Source organism: Agromyces albus (assembly GCF_030815405.1).
In the GTDB taxonomy this organism is placed as follows: Bacteria; Actinomycetota; Actinomycetes; order Actinomycetales; family Microbacteriaceae; genus Agromyces; species Agromyces albus_A.
On record NZ_JAUSWX010000001.1, the window covers coordinates 1,853,056 to 1,875,622 of the forward strand.

At 70.8% G+C, this 22,567-nt stretch carries 18 protein-coding genes; 2 read left to right on the forward strand and 16 right to left on the reverse strand.

Translation table 11 applies throughout. The features are described 5' to 3' along the window. Positions 1-42 precede the first annotated feature (42 nt). The 13 genes from QFZ29_RS08695 to QFZ29_RS08755 all read right to left on the reverse strand — a co-directional run bounded on the left by QFZ29_RS08695 (position 43) and on the right by QFZ29_RS08755 (position 15,107). On the reverse strand, positions 43-2,001 hold the full coding sequence (locus QFZ29_RS08695; protein ID WP_306893754.1) for a primosomal protein N': 1,959 nt from the start codon (positions 1,999-2,001) through the stop codon (positions 43-45). Between the two features lie 2 nt (positions 2,002-2,003). Continuing rightward, the gene (metK, locus tag QFZ29_RS08700) at positions 2,004-3,197 is read right to left on the reverse strand and encodes a methionine adenosyltransferase (RefSeq protein WP_306893755.1); all 1,194 of its coding nucleotides are present in this window, start codon (positions 3,195-3,197) and stop codon (positions 2,004-2,006) included. Further along, positions 3,194-4,468 carry a bifunctional phosphopantothenoylcysteine decarboxylase/phosphopantothenate--cysteine ligase CoaBC gene (coaBC, locus tag QFZ29_RS08705; RefSeq protein ID WP_306893756.1) on the reverse strand — a complete coding sequence of 425 codons (1,275 nt, stop codon included), beginning with the start codon at positions 4,466-4,468 and terminating at the stop codon, positions 3,194-3,196. Before coaBC ends, metK begins: the two co-directional genes overlap by 4 nt. Before the next feature lie 13 nt (positions 4,469-4,481). After that, entirely contained in the window at positions 4,482-4,739 is a 258-nt protein-coding gene (rpoZ, locus tag QFZ29_RS08710) for a DNA-directed RNA polymerase subunit omega (RefSeq protein WP_129522629.1), read from the reverse strand. A gap of 63 nt (positions 4,740-4,802) precedes the next feature. Next, positions 4,803-5,726 carry a guanylate kinase gene (gene gmk, locus QFZ29_RS08715; RefSeq protein WP_306893757.1) on the reverse strand — a complete coding sequence of 308 codons (924 nt, stop codon included), beginning with the start codon at positions 5,724-5,726 and terminating at the stop codon, positions 4,803-4,805. Then, positions 5,719-6,597 carry an orotidine-5'-phosphate decarboxylase gene (gene pyrF, locus QFZ29_RS08720; RefSeq protein WP_306893758.1) on the reverse strand — a complete coding sequence of 293 codons (879 nt, stop codon included), beginning with the start codon at positions 6,595-6,597 and terminating at the stop codon, positions 5,719-5,721. Before pyrF ends, gmk begins: the two co-directional genes overlap by 8 nt. After that, a complete protein-coding gene (carB, locus tag QFZ29_RS08725; RefSeq protein ID WP_306893759.1) occupies positions 6,594-9,881 on the reverse strand; it encodes a carbamoyl-phosphate synthase large subunit in 3,288 nt (1,095 codons plus the stop codon). Before carB ends, pyrF begins: the two co-directional genes overlap by 4 nt. Further along, positions 9,881-11,044: a glutamine-hydrolyzing carbamoyl-phosphate synthase small subunit gene (carA, locus tag QFZ29_RS08730; protein ID WP_306893760.1), complete on the reverse strand. Its 1,164-nt coding sequence runs from the start codon at positions 11,042-11,044 to the stop codon at positions 9,881-9,883. The genes carB and carA overlap by 1 nt, the downstream gene beginning before the upstream one ends. Beyond that, positions 11,037-11,591 (reverse strand): PH-like domain-containing protein, encoded by a 555-nt coding sequence (locus tag QFZ29_RS08735; protein WP_306893761.1) that lies wholly within the window; start codon positions 11,589-11,591, stop codon positions 11,037-11,039. The genes carA and QFZ29_RS08735 overlap by 8 nt, the downstream gene beginning before the upstream one ends. Continuing rightward, entirely contained in the window at positions 11,584-12,927 is a 1,344-nt protein-coding gene (locus QFZ29_RS08740; protein ID WP_306893762.1) for a dihydroorotase, read from the reverse strand. The genes QFZ29_RS08735 and QFZ29_RS08740 overlap by 8 nt, the downstream gene beginning before the upstream one ends. Beyond that, positions 12,927-13,877: an aspartate carbamoyltransferase catalytic subunit gene (locus QFZ29_RS08745; RefSeq protein WP_306893763.1), complete on the reverse strand. Its 951-nt coding sequence runs from the start codon at positions 13,875-13,877 to the stop codon at positions 12,927-12,929. The genes QFZ29_RS08740 and QFZ29_RS08745 overlap by 1 nt, the downstream gene beginning before the upstream one ends. Next, positions 13,877-14,416 (reverse strand): bifunctional pyr operon transcriptional regulator/uracil phosphoribosyltransferase PyrR, encoded by a 540-nt coding sequence (gene pyrR / locus QFZ29_RS08750; RefSeq protein WP_306893764.1) that lies wholly within the window; start codon positions 14,414-14,416, stop codon positions 13,877-13,879. The genes QFZ29_RS08745 and pyrR overlap by 1 nt, the downstream gene beginning before the upstream one ends. Positions 14,417-14,561: 145 nt before the next feature. Continuing rightward, positions 14,562-15,107, reverse strand: a complete 546-nt coding sequence (locus tag QFZ29_RS08755) for a DoxX family protein (protein WP_306893765.1) — start codon at positions 15,105-15,107, stop codon at positions 14,562-14,564. A 358-nt stretch (positions 15,108-15,465) separates the two neighbouring features. On the opposite strand from QFZ29_RS08755, the gene QFZ29_RS08760 reads away from it, so the two are divergent. Together QFZ29_RS08760 and QFZ29_RS08765 are read left to right on the forward strand one after the other, a co-directional pair. Continuing rightward, a complete protein-coding gene (locus QFZ29_RS08760; RefSeq protein ID WP_306893766.1) occupies positions 15,466-16,446 on the forward strand; it encodes a hypothetical protein in 981 nt (326 codons plus the stop codon). Between the two features lie 149 nt (positions 16,447-16,595). Next, a complete protein-coding gene (locus tag QFZ29_RS08765) occupies positions 16,596-19,520 on the forward strand; it encodes a tetratricopeptide repeat protein (RefSeq protein ID WP_306893767.1) in 2,925 nt (974 codons plus the stop codon). Between the two features lie 46 nt (positions 19,521-19,566). Here the strand turns inward: QFZ29_RS08765 and QFZ29_RS08770 are convergent, their stop codons facing one another. From QFZ29_RS08770 to QFZ29_RS08780, 3 genes are read right to left on the reverse strand one after another with little or no spacing between them, the layout of a single operon-like run. Further along, complete coding sequence (locus QFZ29_RS08770) at positions 19,567-21,192, reverse strand: alpha-galactosidase (RefSeq protein ID WP_306893768.1); 1,626 nt, start codon at positions 21,190-21,192, stop codon at positions 19,567-19,569. Then, positions 21,090-21,674, reverse strand: coding sequence for a glycoside hydrolase family 36 N-terminal domain-containing protein (locus tag QFZ29_RS08775; RefSeq protein ID WP_306893769.1), 585 nt, complete (start codon positions 21,672-21,674; stop codon positions 21,090-21,092). The genes QFZ29_RS08770 and QFZ29_RS08775 overlap by 103 nt, the downstream gene beginning before the upstream one ends. Further along, positions 21,671-22,564, reverse strand: coding sequence for a carbohydrate ABC transporter permease (locus tag QFZ29_RS08780; protein WP_306893770.1), 894 nt, complete (start codon positions 22,562-22,564; stop codon positions 21,671-21,673). Before QFZ29_RS08780 ends, QFZ29_RS08775 begins: the two co-directional genes overlap by 4 nt. Between the last annotated feature and the right edge of the window lie 3 nt (positions 22,565-22,567).

Consider the following 22,567-nt stretch of genomic DNA (forward strand, 5'->3'; position numbering starts at 1 on the left):
GACGCCCGCTGCCCTGCGCGCCCGGTGCACACCACCGGGCGGCTATGGCACGTCGGGATCGTCGAACCGCACCCGCAGCACGGGAGGACGCTTCGGCGGTCGCCCGCCGACCGGCCGCCGGCGCTCGGTGGCCGCTCGGATCATCTCGGCGCGGAGCGCCTTGGCGACCGCGGCGCCGGCGGAGTAGTCGAACCGCACGATCGCCCGCTCGAGTCCCTCACCGAACGCTGTCGGCCCGAGTGCGTCGACCTCGTCGGCCGCGGCGTTGGCCTGGTGGAGCGCGCGAGCCACGGCAGCGGGCGGTGCCGTCACACTCGCGACGCGCACCGACGGCGGGAAGCGCAGAGCCCGCCGCGACTCGAGCTCGGTGGCCGCCCACTCCGCCTGCCGCCACGTCGAGAGCGCGGTCGCGAGCGCGCCCGCGACCCCGACGAGGAACACCGGGGCGCCCGGAGCGGCGAGGGCGGTCGCGTTCGACCACCAGCGCAGGCAGTCTTCGGCGACGCGGAGCGACTCGCGCAGCAGCATCCGCTCGCCGTCGAGGAGGAGCACGGCGCGGTAGCCGCCGTCGGCGATGGGCTCGGCACCGCGCGTGGCGACGACGAGTGCCGACTCGGCGCCGACCCGCAGGAGCGGATGTTCGCCGTCGGAGAGGAAGACGCGCGCTCGTGGGAAGGCCCGGCCGAGCTCTTCAGCGGTGCGACTCGCCCCGACGGTGGCGGCGCGGAGCTTCGTCGCCTCGCACACTGTGCAGCGCCAGACGCTCGCACTCGTTCCGCACAGCACGCACCGGGCGTCGCCGCCGCTGCGGGGCACCGTGATCGCACCGCCGCACGCGTTGCAGCGCGCCGGTTCGCGGCAACGGTCGCAGACGAGGAGCGGAGCATGACCGGGCCGAGCCACCTGGACGAGCACTGGACCCTCGCGCACGGCCTCCTGCGCCTGCCGCCAGGCCGCGGACGGGATGCGCGCAGACCCCGGCTCGGGATTGGCCTGCTGCTCGGTCGGGATGACTCGCGGCCGCACTGGCTTCACGGCGGGAATCGCGTGCACCCAGCCGATCTCGACGAGTCGCTCGACCTCGACGCTGCGGGTGTGGCCGAGGAAGCACAGCGCGGCTCCGGACTGCCCCTGCCGGATGAGTGCGGCGTCGCGCGGATGCACGCCCGGAGCGAGCGGCTCGTTCTGGAGGCTGTCGCCGTCGTCCCAGAAGGCGATGAGGCCGAGCCGGGCGGCAGGGGCGTAGACGGTCGACCGGTTGCCGATGATGACGCGGGCGTGCTCGCCCGTCGACTCGAGGAAGGATCGGAATCGCTCGCCGCCCGTCTGCCGTGCGTCGGTGCGCACCACGCGCCGCGAGTCGACGAACGCGGCGAGGGCGGCCTGCAGCTGCGCTTGGTCGCGGTAGTCGGGAACGATGAGCAGGCTCGAGCGATCGGCGGCGAGCGTATATGCAGCGGCGTGTGCGAGCGTCACCGCCCACGCGCCGACCCATTCGCCCGAGGGCAGGCGCACCGGTCGCGGGTCGGCTGCGAGCGCCATCCGTTCGCCGTCGTCGATGCCCTTCTCGACACGACCCGCCTCGTATCCCGTGATCGGCGCCGGTGCCGCCGGCAGCTCGCCGGGATCGGACTCGGCCGTTCGCCACGTGCGCTCGACGCGCACGTAGCGGTTCGGAACGGCGATCCGGAGGATGTCGCTCGCATTGCCCGCGGCACGATCGGCCGCAGCGCGCACGAGCGCCCAGACCTCGGGCGTGAGGAGCGGCACCTCGGAGACGACGTCTTCGAGCTCGCTCAGCGTGCCGGCGTACTCACTCGACTCGACGAGCTCGACGAGCCAGCCGTTGGCGATGCGGCCCCCCGAGCGGATCGGGACGCGCACACGCACGCCCGCTTGGGCCGCCTCGCGGAGCCGATCGGGAACGTGATAGTCGAAGAGCTGGTCGAGCTGCGGCAGCGGCGAGTCGACGAGCACCCTGGCGATCGGGCCGCCCGGCACCGTCAGAGCCCGGCGACGGCGCGCAGGTCGTCGACGCGGTCGAGCTGCTCCCAGGTGAAGTCGGGAAGCTCGCGGCCGAAGTGTCCGTAGGTCGCGGTCTGCGCGTAGATGGGGCGGAGCAGGTCGAGGTCGCGGATGATCGCGGCGGGGCGCAGGTCGAACACCTCGCGGATCGCGGCGATGATGCGCTCTTCGGGAACGTGCGCCGTGCCGAACGTCTCGACGTAGAGCCCGACCGGCGTGGCCTTGCCGATGGCGTACGCGACCTGCACCTCGAGTCGATCGGCGAGGCCCGCGGCGACGGCGTTCTTCGCGACCCAGCGCATCGCGTACGCTCCGGAGCGGTCGACCTTCGACGGGTCCTTCCCGCTGAACGCGCCGCCGCCGTGCCGGCTCGCGCCGCCGTAGGTGTCGATGATGATCTTGCGGCCCGTGAGGCCGGCGTCGCCCTGCGGGCCGCCGATCTCGAACCGGCCTGTGGGGTTGATGAGCACCGCGAGCTCGGGCCGGGAGAGCTCGACGAGGTCGAGCACCGGCCGGATCACGAGCTCCTCGACCTCGGCGCGGAGCTGCTCGGTGGACACGATCGGCGAGTGCTGCGTCGACAGCACGACCGTCTCGATCGTGCGAGGCACCTGACCCTCGTAGCCGACGGTGACCTGGGTCTTGCCGTCGGGACGAAGGTAGTCGAGCTCACCGGCCTTGCGAACGGTGGCGAGCCGCTCGGCGAGCCGGTGCGCGAGCCAGATCGGCACGGGCATGAGCTCGGGCGTCTCGCGCGTGGCGTAGCCGAACATGATGCCCTGGTCGCCGGCGCCCTGCAGGTCGAGCGCGTCGATGCTCGCGCGCTCGCGCGCCTCGAAGGCGTGGTCGACACCTTGCGCGATGTCGGGCGACTGTCCGCCGATCGACACCGAGACGCCGCACGAACGGCCGTCGAACCACACGTCGGAGGAGTTGTAGCCGATCGAGGTCACGCGTTCACGCACGATCGCCGGGATCTCGACGTAGCCCGACGTCGTCACTTCGCCGGCCACGTGCACGAGCCCCGTCGTGACGAGCGTCTCGACGGCGACCCGGCTGTGCGGATCGACCGTGAGCAGCGCGTCGAGGATCGAGTCGGAGATCTGGTCGCAGATCTTGTCGGGATGGCCCTCGGTGACGGACTCGGACGTGAAGAGGCGAAGTGCGCTCATATGGGCTTGGATTCCTTCGGTGTCGTCGCGGCTCGCGCCGTGGTCGTCAGCTCTGAGACAACCACGTCGAGGATGTCGTGCGCCACCGACAGTTTCGTTCCGTGTGCTCGTGTGACGACGTCACCGCCGGCGCCGATCACGACGACCGCATTCTCGTCGCTCGCGAATCCCTCGTTCCATCCGACGCGGTTCACGACGAGCAGGTCGGCGCCCTTCGCCTCGCGCTTGGCGCGCCCGAGCGCGAGGAGGTGCTCGTCGTCGGACTCGGTCTCGGCGGCGAAGCCGACGAGGAGGGTTCCGGGATGCGGCTCGCTGCCGAGGCCTGCGAGGATGTCGGGATTGCGCACGAGCTCGAGCGTGAGGCCCCCGTCGCCCTCGTCCTTCTTGATCTTCGCGTCGCTCACGCTCACCGGCCGGTAGTCGGCGACGGCCGCGGCCATCACGACGACATCGACGCCCTGCGCGGCGCCGACGACCGCGTCGCGGAGCTCGAGCGCCGTCGAGACCCGGCGGACATCGCAGCCCTCGGGGTCGGCCACCTCGAGGTTCGCCGCGATGAGGGTGACCTCGGCTCCTCGGGATCGCGCCGCCTCGGCGATCGCGATGCCCTGCTTGCCGCTCGATCGATTGCCGAGGAAGCGCACGGGGTCGAGCGGCTCGCGCGTTCCGCCGGCGGAGACGACGATGCGTCGCCCTGAGAGATCGCCCCTGTGGTGCTGCGCTGCAGCGGAATCGGATGCCGCCACCCGGTCGAGTGCGGCCGCGACGATGACGTCGGGCTCCGCCATGCGGCCGGGACCGCTGTCGCTGCCGGTGAGCTGCCCCACGGCCGGGCCGACGACGGTGACGCCCCGGGACCGGAGGGTCGCGATGTTCGCCCTCGTGGCCGGATGCCGCCACATCTCGGTGTGCATGGCCGGCGCGATGACCACGGGCGCTTCGCTCGCGAGCACCGTGTTGCCGAGCAGGTCGTCGGCGAGGCCGGTCGCGAGCTTGGCGATGGAGTTCGCGGTCGCCGGCGCGATCACGATGAGGTCGGCGGCCTGGCCGATGGCTACGTGCCGCACCTCGGCGACGCCCTCGTAGAGGTCGGTGTGCACGGGGTTGCGCGAGATCGCCTCGAGAGTGGGGCGCCCGACGAAACGGAGCGCTCCCTCAGTCGGGACGACGTGCACGTCGTGACCGGCGAGCACGAGCGCGCGCACCACGCCCACGGCCTTGTACGCCGCTATGCCCCCGGTGATGCCGACGACGATGTTGAGCGGCGACATCGGGCCCCCTGGCTCAGTCGGCGATCGGGCGGAGCCGGAGCTTGTCTTCGTTGATCTCGTGCAGAGCGACCGAGAGGGGCTTGTCGTCGATCGAGGAGTCGACGAGCGGGCCGACGTTGTCGAACAGGCTGCCTTCGTGCAGGTCGGCGTAGTAGTCGTTGATCTGACGTGCGCGCTTCGACGCGAAGATCACGAGCTGGTACTTCGAATCGACCTTCGAGAGCAGGTCGTCGATGGGCGGGTCGATGATTCCGGACAGCTTCTCAGCCATGGAAAGACTCCTTGATCGTGGGGTGCGCACCCTCAGTGCGCGAAAAGTCGTGGCGAGGGCAGCTCAACGCCGACCCTTGCGAGGTCTCATCAAGTCTACGACCTTCTGAGCGGCGTCGGCGACGTCGTGGTTGACCACCTGGTGATCGAACTCGTCGACGGCCGCCAATTCGACCTTCGCGGTCTCGAGCCGGCGCTGCTGTTCGGCGGGACTCTCGGTGCCCCGGCCGACGAGGCGGCGCACGAGCTCTTCCCAGCTCGGAGGGAGCAGGAACACGAGCGTGGCGTCGGGCATGGCCCGGCGCACGGCACGCGCACCCTGGATGTCGATCTCGAGCAGCACGCTATTGCCTGCGGCGATAGCCCGCTCGACGGCCGCACGGGGCGTGCCGTATCGCGAGGCGTTGTGCACGGTCGCCCACTCGAGCAGCTCGCCGGCCGCGATCATGCGGTCGAACTCGGCGTCGTCGACGAAGAAGTAGCTCTCCCCTTCGACCTCGCCGGGCCGTGGCGCGCGCGTCGTCGCCGAGACCGAGAGCTGCACATCGGGATAGTGGCGCCGGATATAGGAGGCGACGGTGCCCTTGCCCACCGCTGTCGGGCCGGCGAGCACGACGAGCCGGTCGCCGGTGCCGCCATGCGCAGCGACCCAGTCGGCGACGAACTCGCGAAGCCGCCTGCGCTGCAGGCGGCCGAGGCCGCCGAGCCGCTTCGACGTCGAGATCTGCAGCTCATGCATGATGCGTGCGCTCTTCGTCGCGCCGATCGCCGGGATCGACGTGAGGAACTCGCTCACGCGCAAGCGCCCCTCGACGCCCTCAGGCGATGCGTACGCCTCGCGCAGCACGTCGAGCGGGCTCCGCGCCGCGCTCGCGACGTCGGCCTTCACCGCAGCACGGGCGCGGCGCGCCGCCACCGCCGCGCGGGATGCCGCGACGCGATCGACCTCGGGCGGCGACGACGGTGAGACCGATACCCGCTCAGGCACTCGCGGCTCCGACCTGGTCGACGCGACGCGCGATCGCGTCGGCGATGCCGTCGGGGCCGGCGCCGAGGATCGAGCGCGACTCGCTCACGATCACGCCCGTACCGAGCGACCCGTAGATCCTGCGGAAGTCGGAGAGCTCGGCGCCCTGGTACCCGAAGCCCGGCGCGAGCACCGGGAGTCCCGGACGCGAGGGTTCCGATTCGGTGTCGATGCCGGCGAGGGCGAGCTCGCTGGTCGCGCCGAGCACGACGCCGACCGAGCCGAGTGATCGGGTCGCGGCATCCGCTCGCCCCTCATTCCAGGCGATGACGCCCGCCGTGATCGCCTGGGCGACCGTTGAACCGGCACGACTCGACTGCTGGAGCACTGCGCGCTGGATGGCCGCAGCCTCGGGGTTCGACGTCGCGGCGAGCACGAAGAGCCCCTTGTTCGCGGACTCGGCCGCGACCAGCACCGACTCGATCGAGCCGAGGCCCTGGTAGGCGCTGATCGTCATCGCGTCGGCCTCGAGCGGGGAGCCCTGTCGCAGCCACGCCTCGCCGTAGGCCTCGACGCTCGAGCCGATGTCGCCGCGCTTCACGTCGGCGATCACGAGGAGCCCGGCGGCACGCGCTTCGCGGATGACCCGCTCGAGGGCCGCATAGCCCGCCGCGCCGTGGCGTTCGAAGAAGGCGACCTGCGGCTTCACGATGCCCGTGTGGTTCGCAGCGGCCTCGACGACGCGCAGGCCGAACTCGCGCACGCCCTCGGCGGAGTCGGACTGGCCCCACTCGGCGAGGAGCGATGCGTGCGGGTCGATGCCGACGCAGAGCCGCCCCCGGATCGCGAAGATCGCGTCGAGTCGATCGCCGAACGACGTCGGGCCGCTCATACGTGCGCCTCCCGCCGGGCCTGGTACTCCTGCAGGCTCGTGACCTCGAATCCGGTGCGCACCGCGTCGAGCGACGCGACCGCCGCCGAGAGCTCGGCGATGGTGGTGAACAGCGGGATGTCGGATGCCACGGCCGCTGCGCGGATCTCGTAGCCGTCGGCGCGGGCCGATCGGCCGCTCGGCGTGTTCACCACGACGTCGATCTCGCCGCGGTGGATCAGCTCGACGACGGATGCAGCATCGGGCGAGGGCTTGTCGCTGAACTTCAGCACGACGCCGGCCTCGATGCCGTTGCGGCGGAGCACCTCGGCGGTGCCCTCGGTCGCCGCGATCTCGTAGCCGAGCTGCTTGAGCCGGAGCACGGGAAGGATGATCGCCCGTTTGTCGCGATCGGAGACCGACACGAACACGGTGCCCGAGAGCGGCATGCCGCCGTACGCGGCGAGCTGGCTCTTCGCGAACGCCGTCGGGAAGTCCTTGTCGATGCCCATGACCTCGCCCGTCGAGCGCATCTCGGGGCCGAGGACGGAGTCGACCATGGTGCCCTCGCGCGTGCGGAAGCGGTGGAACGGCAGCACGGCCTCCTTCACCGACACCGGGGCATCGAGCGGCACTCGAGACCCGTCTGACGCGGGGAGCATGCCCTCGTCGATGAGCTCGGCGATCGTCGCGCCGACCATGACACGAGAGGCCGCCTTCGCAAGCGGGATGCCGAGCGCCTTCGAGACGAAGGGAACGGTGCGGCTTGCGCGGGGGTTCGCCTCGAGCACGTAGAGCACGCCCGCCGCGACGGCGAACTGCACGTTGAGCAGGCCCCGCACGCCGATCCCCTCGGCGATGCCACGGGTCGCCTCGCGTACGCGGTCGACCTCGGCGCGGCCGAGGGTCACGGGCGGCAGCGTGCAGCTCGAGTCGCCGGAGTGGATGCCGGCTTCCTCGATGTGCTCCATGACGCCGCCGATGTAGAGGTCGGTGCCGTCGTAGATCGCGTCGACGTCGATCTCGATCGCGTCGTCGAGGAAGCGGTCGACGAGCAGCGGATGCGTCGGGCCGACGATGCCCTGGCCCTCGATGCGCACGAAGTAGTCGGCGAGCGACGCCGAGTCGTACACGATCTCCATGCCACGGCCGCCGAGCACGTAGCTCGGTCGCACGAGCACCGGGTAGCCGATGCCCTCGGCGACGTGCACGGCGCCCGCGACGTCGATCGCGGTGCCGTTCTTCGGGGCGAGCAGCCCCGCTGCATCGAGGATGCCGGAGAAGAGCCCACGCTCCTCGGCGGTGTCGATCGCGTCGGGGCTCGTGCCGAGGATCGGGACGCCCGCCGCCTCGAGGCCCTTCGCGAGGCCGAGTGCGGTCTGGCCGCCGAGCTGCACGACGACGCCGACGAGCTCGCCCGTCTGCGACTCGGCGTGGATCACCTCGAGCACGTCTTCGAGCGTGAGCGGCTCGAAGTAGAGCCGGTCGCTCGTGTCGTAGTCGGTCGAGACGGTCTCGGGATTGCAGTTGATCATGATCGTCTCGAAGCCCGCGGCCGAGAGTGCGAACGACGCGTGCACGCACGAGTAGTCGAACTCGACGCCCTGGCCGATGCGGTTCGGCCCCGAGCCGAGGATGACGACCTTGCGCCGGTCGGAGGGCTCGACCTCGGTCTCGAGGTCGTAGCTCGAGTAGTGGTAGGGCGTGAGCGCCGGGAATTCCCCCGCGCACGTGTCGACCGTCTTGTAGACCGGGCGGATGCCGAGGATGTGGCGCACCTCGCGCGCATCAGCCTCGCCGAAGCCGCGGAGCTGGCCGATCTGCGCGTCGGAGAAGCCGTGGTCCTTCGCGAGGATGAGGAGGTCGGTGTCGAGGTTCTCGGCGGAGGCGACGGTCTCGGCGACCTCGTTGATCAGCACGATCTGGTCGAGGAACCAGGGGTCGATCTTCGTCGCCTCGAAGAGCTCGGCGACCGTGGCGCCCTTGCGCAGTGCCTGCTGCACGAGCACGATGCGCCCGTCGGTGGGGATGCGGGATGCCTCGACGAGCTCGTCCGCGCTGCGTTCCTCGTCGCCCCAGTGGAACGACGAACCGCGCTTCTCGAGCGAGCGGAGCGCCTTCTGCAGCGCCGTCGCGTAGTTGCGGCCGATCGCCATGGCCTCGCCGACCGACTTCATGGTCGTCGTGAGCGTGGGGTCGGCTGCGGGGAACTTCTCGAACGCGAAGCGGGGCACCTTCACCACGACGTAGTCGAGCGTCGGCTCGAAGCTCGCGGGCGTGACGCGCGTGATGTCGTTCGGGATCTCGTCGAGCCGGTAGCCGATCGCGAGCTTCGCGGCGATCTTCGCGATCGGGAATCCCGTGGCCTTCGAGGCGAGCGCCGACGAACGCGACACCCGCGGGTTCATCTCGATCACGATGATGCGCCCGTCGGCCGGGTCGATCGCGAACTGGATGTTGCAGCCGCCGGTGTCGACGCCGACGGCGCGGATGATGTCGATGCCGATGTCGCGCAGCTGCTGGTATTCGCGGTCGGTCAGGGTGAGCGCGGGCGCGACGGTGATGGAGTCGCCGGTGTGCACGCCGACGGGGTCGACGTTCTCGATCGAGCAGACGACGACCGTGTTGTCGTGCGTGTCGCGCATGAGCTCGAGCTCGTACTCCTTCCAGCCGAGGATCGACTCCTCGAGCAGCACCTCGCTCGTCGGCGAGTCGTGCAGGCCCTGGCCGGCGATGCGCAGGAGGTCTTCCTCGGTGTACGCGAAGCCCGAGCCGAGTCCGCCCATCGTGAAGGACGGACGTACCACGAGGGGGTAGCCCAGGTCTTCGGCGAAGGCCTTGGCCTCGTCGAGCGTCTTCGCGACATGGGAGCGCGCCACATCCGCGCCGGCCTCGATCACGAGGTCCTTGAAGAGTTGGCGGTCCTCACCCTTGCGGATCGCCTCGACCTTGGCGCCGATGAGCTCGACGCCGTGCTTCTCGAGGATGCCCGCGTCGTGCAGCGCGATCGCGGCGTTCAGCGCCGTCTGCCCGCCGAGCGTCGGCAGCACCGCGTCGGGGCGCTCCTTGATGATGATCGACTCGATGATGTCGGGCGTGATCGGCTCGATGTACGTGGCATCGGCGAAGTCTGGGTCGGTCATGATCGTGGCCGGGTTCGGATTCACGAGGATGACGCGCACGCCCTCGGCTCGCAGCACCCGGCAGGCCTGGGTGCCCGAGTAGTCGAACTCGGCCGCCTGGCCGATGACGATCGGACCCGAGCCGATGACGAGGACGCTGTTGATGTCGTCGCGCTTGGGCATCAGACTTCGGTCTCCTTGCTGGCGAGCACCATGTCGCGGAATCGGTCGAAGAGGTAGTTGGCATCGTGTGGCCCGGCGGCGGATTCGGGGTGGTACTGCACCGAGAACGCCGGGATGTCGAGGCAGTTGAGGCCCTCGACCACGTCGTCGTTCAGGTCGTAGTGGCTCACTTCGACCCGGCCGAATCCCTCACTCGAGTCGCTCACGCCCTCGATGGGCGCGTCGACCGCGAAGCCGTGGTTGTGCGACGTGATCTCGACCCGGCCGGTGGCCTTGTCGAGCACGGGCTGGTTGATTCCGCGGTGTCCGAAGGGCAGCTTGTACGTGCCGAAGCCGAGTGCGCGGCCGAGCAGCTGGTTGCCGAAGCAGATGCCGAAGTAGGGCAGGCCCGCGCGCAGCGTCGTGCGCAGCAGGTCGACATGGCGATCGGATGCTCCTGGGTCGCCGGGTCCGTTCGAGAAGAACAGCGCGTCGGGCGCCATCGCGAGCACCTCTTCAGCGGTGATCGACTGCGGCACCACGTGCACGTCGAAGCCGCGCTGGGCGAGGTAGCGGAGTGTCGACGTCTTCACGCCGAGGTCGAGCACCGCGACCGACCCGATCCGCTCGCCTTCCGCGTCGAGCGTGTAGGGCTCTTGCGTCGAGACCGCGCCCGAGAGGTTGCGCCCGGTCATCTCGGCGGAGCCGCGAACGAGGTCGAGCTGCTCGCCCGCCGTGAGCGAGGCATCCTCTCCGGAGAAGATGCCGGAACGCATCGCGCCCGCCGAGCGGAGGTGGCGGGTGACGGCGCGGGTGTCGATGCCGCTGATGCCGACGATGCCCGCCTCGGCGAGATCGTCGTCGAGGCTCCGCTGCGAGCGGAAGTTGGAGACGACGCGGGAGGGGTCGCGCACGATGAAGCCCGCGACCCAGATGCGGGCCGACTCCATGTCTTCGTCGTTCATGCCCGTGTTGCCGATGTGCGGCGCCGTCATCATCACGATCTGCCCGGCGTACGACGGGTCGGTGAGGGTCTCCTGGTAGCCCGTCATGCCGGTGGCGAAGACGGCCTCGCCGAGCGTGCGTCCGCGGGCCCCGTAGGCGCGTCCCTCGAAGCGGCGTCCGTCTTCGAGCACGAGCACGGCGGGTTCGCTCGTGCGCGCGGTGGTGGTGGTCTCAGTCATCCGAGGCCTCACTCTCCTGCTTCTGCTTCGGCCGCGCGACGGGCGCGGCGGCGATGTCGTTGATGGCCTGGATGATCCGGGCCGGGTCGCCCGGGTACCTGGCCCGGAGGTAGCTGTCGACGCGTGGCGAAGCCACGGTGGTGTCGCGCTCGCTGGCGATCCAGGTCACGGCGATGAGGCCCTCCGGCTCCACGCCGCGGTCGATCGCGTAGCTCGCCATCTCGGCGCCGGACAGCCGGTCGGCGGGGATGAAGCTCGTCGACTCCCCCGCGATGCGGAGGATGATGCCCTCGCGGAGCACCTCGATCCGCGCGGAGCCGCGATACGCGAGCCCGTGCACGGCGAGCCGCTCGAGCGGCTCGCCGACGGGCGTCGTCGCGACGTAGAGCACTTCGGTCTCGAAGAGCGGCTCCGCATGGCTCGCGGGAACCGGGTAGGCCGAGAGCGACTCGTCGCGCACCGTGCGGCGCCGCCACGAGCGGTACATCAGCCAGACGGCGACGGCGACGATGACGAGGCAGACGATCGCGCCGATCCACTTATCCATGGGCGTCCTCCGGTGCCTCGGCGGCGCGCTGCGCCACCTCGTCGGCGGGGCGCAGGACTCCGTCGAGATACGTCGGGTACCCGGCGTGGAACGTCGCGACGACCGCGCCCGGCAGGGTTCGCCCGAGATACGGCGAGTTCATGCTCCGGCCGGCGAGGCGATCGAGATCGAACGCGGATGCCGCGTTCGGGTCGTAGAGCGTGAGTTCACCCGTCGACCCTGCGACGAGCGCACCGCCGTGGCCGCGGAGGCGACCGATGCGTGCCGGCGCCTCGGAGAGCACTCGCGCGACATCCGCCCACCCCATGAGGCCCGTCTCGACAACCGCGGCGTGCACGACGGCGAGGGCGGACTCGAGGCCCACCATGCCGTTCGCGGCGGCGTCCCACTCGCTCTCCTTCGCCTCGACCGGATGCGGCGCATGATCGGTCGCGACGATGTCGATCGTGCCGTCGGCGAGGGCGGCACGCAGCGCCTGCACGTCTTCGGTGCGCCGCAGCGGAGGGTTCACCTTGAAGCGCGGGTCGTAGCCGGCCACGAGGTCTTCGGTGAGCAGCAGGTGATGCGGCGTGACCTCGGCGGTCACGTCGATGCCGCGCGCCTTCGCCCAGCGGATCACCTCGACCGAGCCCGCGGTCGACACGTGGCACACGTGCAGGCGGCTGCCGACGTGCTCGGCGAGGAGCACGTCGCGTGCGATGATCGACTCCTCGGCGACGGCGGGCCAGCCCGTGAGGCCGAGCTCGCCCGAGAGGGCGCCTTCGTTCATCTGCGCGCCCTCGGTGAGGCGCGGCTCCTGGGCGTGCTGGGCGATGACCCCGTCGAAGGCCTTGACGTACTCGAGCGCGCGGCGCATGAGCAGCGGGTCAGACACGCAGAAGCCGTCGTCGGAGAAGACGCGCACGTTCGCGCGGGAGCGGGCCATGGCACCGAGCTCGGCGAGTTCGGCGCCCTTGAGGCCCACCGTGACCGCGCCGATGGGCTGCACGGTCGCGTAGCCGGCGGCGCGGCCGAGGCTCGCCTCCTGCTCGACGACGCCTGCCGTGTCGGCGACCGGGAACGTGTTCGCCATCGCGAAGACCGCCGTGAACCCGCCCGCTGCGGCGGCCTGCGTGCCGGTGAGCACCGTCTCGCTCTGCTCGTAGCCCGGTTCGCGCAAGTGCGTGTGCAGGTCGACGAGTCCGGGCAGTGCGATGAGGCCGTCGCCGTCGACGACGGTCGCGCCGGCGGCATCCGTCACCGTGCCGACCTTCGCGATGAGGCCGTTCTCGAGGAGGATGTCGGCGCGCTCGCCGTTCGGCAGGGTCGCGCGGGTGATGAGGTGCGACTCGCGCATCACGACTCCCCCCGTTCGCCCGACAACAGCAGATAGAGGGCGGCCATTCTCACTGATACTCCGTTCGCGACCTGCTCGCGCACCGTGGACTGGGGCGAGTCAGCGGCGCGGGCAGCGATCTCCAACCCGCGGTTCATGGGGCCGGGATGCATGACCATCGTAGTCGGGGGCAGCCGGTCGAACCTGGCGTCGTCGAGGCCCCAGGTGCGCGCGTATTCGCGGCTGTTCGGGAAATACGCGGCGTGCATGCGCTCCGCCTGGATGCGGAGCATCATGACGGCGTCGGGCGCCTCATCAAGCGCGGCGTCGAGGTCGTAGCCGATTCGTGCCGGCCATGCGCTCGTGTCGACGGGCATGAGGGTCGGCGGCCCGACGAGCTCGACCTCGGCGCCGAGTGTGGTGAGCAGCCACACGTTCGATCGGGCGACGCGGGAGTGCAGGATGTCGCCGACGATCACGACGCGGGTGCCGTCGAGGCCGCGCCCGCGTGAGGCCGGCCCGTGCAGGCGGCGCCGGAGCGTGAACGCGTCGAGGAGCGCCTGGGTCGGATGCTCGTGCGTGCCGTCGCCGGCGTTCACGACGCCCGCGTCGATCCAGCCGCTCGTGGCGAGCATCTGCGGCGCGCCCGAGGCGTGGTGCCGGATCACGACGCCGTCGGCGCCCATCGCCTGCAGGGTCTGCGCGGTGTCCTTCAGGCTCTCGCCCTTCGAGACGCTCGATCCCTTCGCGCTGAAGTTGATGACGTCGGCCGAGAGCCGCTTCGCCGCGGCCTCGAACGAGATGCGGGTCCGCGTCGAGTCCTCGAAGAAGAGGTTCACGACGGTCTTGCCGCGGAGGGTCGGGAGCTTCTTCACCTCGCGCTCCTGCACGGCGGCCATGTCTTCAGCCACGTCGAGCAGGCCGATCGCCTCGGGGCGCTCGAGATCGCGCGTGCTCAGGAGGTGCCGCATCAGTCGTCGCCCCCGTCGATCGTGACGGCGTCGTCGCCGTCGATCTCGGCGAGCCGCACGTTGATGCGCTCACGCGCCGAGCTCGGGAGGTTCTTGCCGACGAAGTCGGCCCGGATCGGGAACTCGCGGTGACCGCGATCGACGAGCACCGCGAGACGCACCGCGCGAGCGCGGCCGAGGTCGGCGAGCGCGTCGAAGGCCGCCCGGATCGTGCGGCCCGAGTAGAGCACGTCGTCGACGAGCACGACGGTCTTGCCGTCGATGCCGCCTTCGGGGACGGCCGTCGGTTGCGGCGCACGCACCGGGTTGCGGCCCAGGTCGTCGCGGTACATCGTGACGTCGAGGGCGCCGGATGGGATCTCGGATGCCGCGATACGGCCGACGATCGCGGCGAGCCGCTCGGCGAGCACGACGCCGCGAGTGGGAATGCCGAGGAGCACGAGGCCCTCGGCCCCGCGATTCGACTCGAGGATCTCATGGGCGATGCGAGTGAGCGCCCGGTCGAGGTCAGCTTGCTGCAGCACGATGCGCACAGCCATGCGGACTCCCTTCTCCGCCTCACAGGACGGGCTTCAAGGTTGTCAGTTGCTCGATCATATCAGCGGCACCGTGCCCCGCCCGGACATGCGGGAGGGCGAGGCGCTCTGCGCCTCGCCCTCCCGTCCGGATCACGGGGATCCGCGATCATCGCGACGAACGTGACGATCGCGACGGTCCGTGCAGCACGCGCGAGGCGACGACGAGCGCCGCCGCGACGAGCACGATGTTCTTCAGCACGTACTGTCCGAGCAGCGTCGGTCCCCCGTCGGCGAACAGCTCGGCCGGGAAGAACACGAGCGGCGAGAAGATGCCGACGAACGCGACGGCGAGCATCACGAGACCGAAGCGCGCGAAGACGCCCGAGATGAGCGCGAGGCCGGCGACGGTCTCGATGGCCGCCGTCAGCACGAGGGCGAGCTGCCCGCCGACGACGCCGAAGGTCAGCACTCCCCAGGTCGCGGTGACGAGCGACTCCACCGGGCTGACTCCGGGGAAGAACTTGAGGACGCCGAAGACGACGAACACCGTGCCGAGGGCGATGCGCAGCGCAGGAGCGCTCCAGCGCTCGAGCAGCGACTTCAACATGGCCTCGGCCGAGTGGACGCGCTCGAGCAGAGCGATCCGGCCGACGGGGGCGGGACGGGTACCGACGGGCTGCAGGCCGGGAGTCGGGGCGGAGATGGACGACATGGTCAGGTGCTCCTTCCAGAGCGGTTCACGGGTTGTGGTCGGATGCCGTGTTCGGCACCGTCAACCAGTGAATCGGCCGCGACCGGGCGCGTGATCCGGGTGAACTCGGGAATCCGCCGAGGGTTACCACCCAGCACGCATGGGTGCGAGCACTGGCACCCGTTTCGGGCTCACACTGGGCCCGTCGCTCGGCCCGATGTGGTGATCGAATCGAACATGGCCGAAGTGATGATCGGCCGTGCTGCCGTTCCACGAGCACGTCGCGCCCATGGGAATCGGACCATCGTCCGTCGAATCGTTCAGGTCCGTCGTGAGATCGCCGATTCCGCCTCCCCTTGACCGCTCGTAGCCTGAGAGGATGCTCAGCCGCACGCTCGACTCCGGGGATCCGGCTCTGCCGCTGCACGCGGTCTCGAATGACCGTCTGCGGCTCGTCTTCCTGCCGACGGTCGGCGGACGGCTCGTCTCCCTGCGCGTCGACGGACGCGAGTTGCTCTGGCACAACCCGGCTTTGCTCGACGATGAGTTGCGGGCAGTCGTGCCACGGTCGTCATGGCCGGTCGTCGACGGCACCTTCGCGAGCTGGGCCAATGTCGGCGGCTCGAAGTCGTGGCCCGCGCCGCAGGGCTGGGACGGGCCGGATCGGTGGCAGGGACCACCCGACGCCGTGCTCGACTCCGGCGAGTACGCCTGGCGCGAATCGCCGACCGACGATGGCGTGCAGGTGAGCCTCACGAGCGCGGACGACCCGCGCACGGGCCTGCGCATCGAGCGACGGTTCGAGATTCCGCGCGCGGGAGCCGAGTTCGCCGAGACGCTCGCGCTGACGAATGCGTCGGACCACCCCGTGCGGTGGGCGCCGTGGGAAGTCTGCCAGGTCGACATCGACACCGGCGCTGGCGCCGGTGCGCACGGAGCGGCGGTCGTCGTCGCGGTCGAGGGCGCGCTCGAGCCGATCCATCTCGGGGACCATCACGGCACGCTCGCCACGAGGCGGGTCGACGGGCATGTCGAGATCCCCGTGCAGGACGCGATCGGAAAGCGGGGCTTCGCCGATGCCACCGGATCGATCGCCTGGCGCGGACCCGACGGCGAGGGACTCGAACTGCGTTTCGAACCCGTGCCGCATGCCGAGTATCCCGATCACGGCTCGCGCGCCGAGGTGTGGATGCAGGCACCGCTGCCCGATCCACTGCCGTCGCTGAGCGGCATGCGCGTCGACGCGCGGCTCACGGAGCTCGAGGTGCTCGGCCCGCTCGTCACGCTCGAGCCCGGCGCAAGCACGGAGCTCGGCATCCGCTGGATCGCTCGGTCGACCACACGGTCGGCCACGCGGTAGGCACGCCACGATCGGGCGGTTCGTGCAGGCGAGGCAGCGGCGAGCGCGGCCGTAGAAGGGACATCCACATGCTGTGACCATCGAATCGTGCAGGCCTTGCCATCGATCCCCCCATTCCGGGAGTCCGCGGCCGATCGTAGGGTGACGGCATGCGAGCCACCGACGTCGCCCGGTTCACACTGCCCGATGCCCCTGCCGAGCTGCAGCGCGAGCTCGACCGAGGCGGCGCCGTCGTGTGGGAGCAGCCCGTCGAGTTGCCCACCTACGCTCCCGGCGAGCCGAGCCGATACCCGATGTTCCTCGACCGCCGGGTCTACCAGGGCTCGAGCGGACGCGTGTACCCGCTGCCGTTCATCGACCGCATCGCGTCCGAGGCCGCCCCGGCGAGCTGGACCGCTGTGCACCTCGAGAATCGGTGGGTGCGCCTCATGGTGCTGCCTGAACTCGGCGGGCGCATCCACGTCGGGTACGACAAGAGCGCCGGCTACGACTTCTTCTACCGCAACAACGTCATCAAGCCCGCCCTCGTGGGCCTCGCGGGGCCATGGCTCAGCGGCGGCGTCGAGTTCAACTGGCCGCAGCACCACCGGCCTGCGACGTACCTGCCGGTCGAATGGACGATCGAGCACGGCGACGACGGCTCCGTCACCGTGTGGTGCAGCGACCACGAGCCGTTCGCCCGCATGAAGGGCATGCACGGCATACGGCTGCACCCCGATCGCGCGGTCGTCGAACTCGTCGTGCGCCTGCACAACCGCACGAGCGAACGGCAGACGTTCCTTTGGTGGGCGAACGTCGCGGCACGCGTGCACGACGACTACCAGTCGTTCTTCCCGACCGACGTGCGCTTCGTCGCCGACCACGCGCGACGCGCGCTCACGGCCTTCCCGACCGCCGACCGGCCGTACTACGGCGTCGACTACCCCGCCCGGGCCGCCGACCAGCCCGGCGCCGACCGTATCGACTTCTATCGCAACATCCCCGTGCCGACCTCGTACATGATCGTCGACTCCGACGGCGAGTTCTTCGGCGGCTACGACCACGCCGCCGACGCCGGCTTCGTGCACTGGGCCGAGCGGCGCATCTCCCCGGGCAAGAAGCAGTGGACGTGGGGCGACGCGCCCTTCGGCCACGCGTGGGACGCCCACCTCACCGACGGCGACGGCCCCTACGTCGAGCTCATGGCCGGGGTCTACACCGACAATCAGCCCGACTTCTCCTGGCTCATGCCGGGCGAGACGAAGTCCTTCAGCCAGTACTGGTTCCCCATCAGCCGCATCGGCGTCCCGGTTGCGGCGACCCTCGATACCGCCCTGCACGTGTCGCGCGATGGCGATGCCCGCTCGCTGCGCATCGGCGTCGGCGCGACCCGCGAGCTGCCCGAGGCTGCGGTGCGCATCGTCGACGGTGGGCACGAGCTCGCGAGCTGGGTCGTCGACCTCGACCCCGCGCGTCCCTTCGTCGTCATGGCAGCGGATGTCCCGGGCTCGGCGCGCGTGCTCGTCGAAGACCGCGCCGGCAACCTGCTCGTCGTCTCCCCCGAACCCGTCGGTGAGCGACCCGAGCCGTGGACCGCGACCGAACCACCGCGCCCGCGCGACGTCGCGAGTGTCGAGGAACTGCACCTCATCGGCGTGCACCTCCGGCAGTACCGGCACCCCACACGCTCTCCCCTGCCCTATTGGCGGGAGGCGGTCGCACGCGACCCTGGCCACATCGGCTCGCACCTCGCGCTCGCCGACACGGCGTACCGGGCGGGCGACTACGACACGGCGGCCGAGCATGCGCGCGCGGCCGTCGCGCGCCTCACGGCGCGAAACCTCAACCCCGCCGACACCGAGGCGCTCTACCTGCTCGGACTCATCGAGGCGCGGCGTGGACGGCTCGATGCCGCGGCATCCGCGTTCGGCCGAGCCACGTGGGACCGCAAGTGGGCGCCACCCGCGCTCGTCGAGCTCGCGCGCCTCGGGGCGAGAGCCGGCGACGTCGACCGCGCGCTGGCTGATCTCGAGGGGGCCGCACGGCTCGATGCCGATGACCTTCGGGTTGTGGCGCTCCGAGTGGTGCTGTTGCGACGCGTCGGCCGCGCCGACGAGGCCGATGCGCTGCTCGCCGAGGCCAGGGGGCTCGACCCGCTCGACGTCGCCCTGCGCGTGATCGCGGGCGAGCACGTGCTCCCGAGTGACGCGCACGTGCTGCTCGACGTCGCGTCCGACCTGCGGGCAGCCGGTGAAGCGGATGTCGCGCTCGCGCTCCTCACGCGCGCGGCGACGGAGGCATCGGCCGCCGCCGGCAACGTGCGGCCCGTCGCGCACTACCTTCGGGCGCAGCTGCTCGACGAGCTGGGCCGTGCCGACGAGGCGCGCGCCGAGCGCGAGGCCGCGAGTCGCGCCGACCGGCGCTGGGCGTTCCCGGCCGGACTCGACGCACACGACGCACTGCTCGCGGCGATCGCGGCCGAGCCCGGTGATCCGGTACCGCGCGCGCTGCTCGGCATGCTCCTGTTCGACGCAGGCCGCAAGACGGAGGCGGCCGAGCAGTGGCGACGGGCGATCGAGCTCGGCGACGAGGACGCCGTCACGGCGCGCAACCTCGGACTCGCGGCCTACAACGTGCTCGGCGACGACGAGCTCGCCTGGGCGTCGTACGAGCGCGCCCGGCGCCTGGATCCGCACGACGGGCGACTGCTCTACGAGCTCGATCAGCTCGCCGCCCGGCTCGAGCACGACCCGCGGGAACGGCTCGCACGACTCGAGGCCGACCGCGAGCTCGTGCTGGGCCGCGACGACCTGACGATCGAGTACGCCGGACTGCTCGTCGACGCCGGCCGCGCGGACGAAGCGGTCGGGATCGTCGAGTCGCGCGCGTTCCAGCCATGGGAGGGCGGCGAGGGTCGCGTGCTCGCTGCCTGGGATCGGGCCCGCGCCGCCGCCGGACTCCCCCGCATCGACCCGCCGGCGAATCTCGGGGAGGCACGGCCCGTCGTTCCGGCGCCCGCGGCCACGCGTGCGGACGGCAGCACGGACTACTTCGCGACGAGCCTGCCCGCTCTGCTGCTGTTCGCGCGGGAGTGAATGGGGTCCGGCGGGCCGGGCCTCGGCCTCGGCCTCAGCTTCGGCTTCAGCCGATCGGCTGGAGCACCAGCAGGTCGGCGTCCGGCGCGAGCTCGAACGGCACCTCGATGCCGAGTGACCGCGCCGACTCGCGCGTGACCTCCCGATCGGTGCCCTCGACTCTGTACCGCACGCCTGGGGCGAGCTGAGTCGGGTGCACGCAGGGCCGCTCAAGGTCGCGCGTTCGGTCGCGGTCCCGGTCGTACACGAGCACAACGATGCGAGGGTCGTCGGCCGGCCCTGCGTACTCGATCGCGTAGAGGTCGCCGTGCGGATCGCCGTGGCGAACGACCTGCCCGCGCTGCACGACCGACCGGATGTCGCGATAGCGCGTGACGAGCCTCGCCGCCTCGGCGCGCTCCGCCTCCGTCCACCGTCCGAGGTCGGCTCCGATGCCGAGCACGCCCGACATGGCGACCGCGAAGCGGTAGCCGAGCGAGACGGGCATGCGGTCACGCTGGCCCGGGTCATCCGCCACCCACGAGCTCATGACGTGGGCGGGGTACGCGTCGAGGAAGCCGTGCTGAATGACGAGTCGGTCCCTCGGCCCGACCTGGTCGCTCGTCCACACGATGTCGGAGAGCGCGAGCACGGCGTTGTCGATGCGTCCGCCGCCGCTCGCGCACGCCTCGATCGTCACGTGCGGGTACTCGTCTCGAAGCATCCGCATCACCCGGTAGTACCCGCGGGTGTGCTGCACCGACCATTCGCCGCCATGCCGGTCGCCGGGGCGCCCACCGTCGCTCACGGGCCGGTTCATGTCCCACTTCAGGTAGCTGATGGGCGCAGAACCCAGCAGCTCCCGCAGACGATGCTCGATCCACTCGACGACCTCGGCGCGACCGAGATCGAGCACGAGCTGGTTGCGAACGGTCACGAGCGGGCGGTCGCCCGCGCGGTACACCCAGTCGGGATGCGCGCGGTACAGCTCACTGTCGGGGTTCACGCATTCCGGTTCGATCCAGAGCCCGAACCGCATGCCGAGCGCCACGATCTCGTCGGCGAACGGCCCGAGCCCGCGCGGGAACTTCGACGGATCGGGCGTCCAATCGCCGAGTCCCGCGCGATCCGACGTTCGGCCCGCGAACCAGCCGTCATCCACCACGAAGGCCTCGACGCCGAGCCCGGCGGCGATGCGCGCAAGCTCGAGCTGGTGGTCTTCGCGCACGTCGAACCCGGTCGCGTACCAGGAGTTGTAGACAATCGGTCGCGTCGTCGGTAAGAGGTCGCGTGCGAGCGCGACGCGCTGGTACCGGTGCCACTCGCGCGTCAGGCCCTCGGGCCCCTCGGGGCTCATGATGCCCGCCGACCACGGCGAAGTGAAGGACTCCCACTGCAGCAGCGTCACGGTCGTCGTGTCCTCGTCGACGCCGCACGAGACACGCGTGTGCGCCCCGATCGACGTCGAGTCGACCTGCAGGCGCCACGATCCGCTCCACTCGAGCGCGACGCCGTATGCGTGGCGGAGTGGGTGACCCGCGGCGCTGTTCGCGGCCGTCATCGCGACGACGGGGCTGAACAGCAGCCCCGTCACGCCCTGCCGGCTGCCGATCGAGAACGTGCCCCACTGCAGCTCGATCGAGCGCCGCTGGAACTCGGTCGCCCACCGCCCTGCGAGGTAGTCGACGTGCACCGCCTGGCCGAGTGGCAGGTTCCACCCGGCAGAGAAGGCGCGGGCAGCTCGATCCGCGTCGTGCCCTCGTTCCGCACGGTCATCCGGCGGCGCACGACGTCGTGCCGTGTCGAGGTCTCGTACTCGAGCACGAGCACGAGGGTGCCGGTCTCGTCGGCGAACTCGGCGGTGAGACCCGTGCCGTCAACGGATGACACGGTCTCGAGCTCGCCCCGCAGCGTCCAGGCGGCGCCGAGCCAACCGTCGCCCCGGTCGACGAGCAGCTCGGAGAACTGCACATGTCGCTGACCCGCCGAGGCGAACTCGAGCGGAGCGGCATCCGCTGTCGTGGCGAAGGAGACGATGCGATCGGGCTCGGACCACGCCTCGACCGGCCCGTCGACCAGCTCCCCCCAGTGATCGAGCACCAGTCCCGAGCCGTCGGGCAGCACGCTCACGACGTACTCGGTCGTGCGTGTGCGGAGCCGCGCTTGCGTGCTCACTTCCCCGAACCGAGCGTGAGGCCCGACACGAAGTGGCGCTGGAACGCGAAGAACACGATCGCCGTCGGCAGCGCGGCCACGATCGCGCCGGAGGCGACGACGTTCCACTGGCTCACGTAGCCACCCTGGATGTTGAGCAGGGCGGCGGTGATCGGGAAGTTCGTCTCGGTGCGCAGCACCGTGAGCGCCCAGATGAGGTCGTTCCAGATCCACGTCGTCGCGAGTGCCGCGAGGGCCGCGAGTGACGGACGGCACAGCGGCAGCACGACCTGCCAGTACGTGCGGATCTCCCCCGCCCCGTCGACGCGAGCGGCCTCGAAGATCTCGGACGGGATGGCGCGCATGAAGCCGTGGAGCACGAAGGTGTAGAACCCGAGTCCGAAGCCGACCTGCACGATCACGAGCGCGGCGAGCGTGTCGTAGATGCCGAGCCCCTCCGTGATGCGCGCGACCGGGATGAGCAGGATCTGGGGCGGCAGCAGGTTGCCGGCGAGCATCACGAGCAGGATCGTGCGCCGGAACGGGATGTGAAACCGACTCAGCGCGAACGCGGCCCACGTCGCGAGCAGCAGCGTGAGGAAGACGGTCGCGATCGTGACGATCGCGCTGTTGACGAGCGCCTCGCCGACGAGCCCCGCCGTGAAGACCGTCACGAACCCGCTCCAGTCGATCGAGAGCGGAAGCGCAGCGAGGCCGCGTTCCGTGAGGTCGCCGAACGAGCGCACCGCCACGAAGACGACGAAGACCATGGGCGCCATCCAGAGCAGCGAGAGCGGCGTCATGATCGCGTGGAAGAGCCATCCGCCACGTCGATTGCGCCGAGCGCCGTCGGCGGGAACGTCGGTCGATCGACCATCGGAGCGGACCGGAAGCACGGGTGCCGTGGACATTCC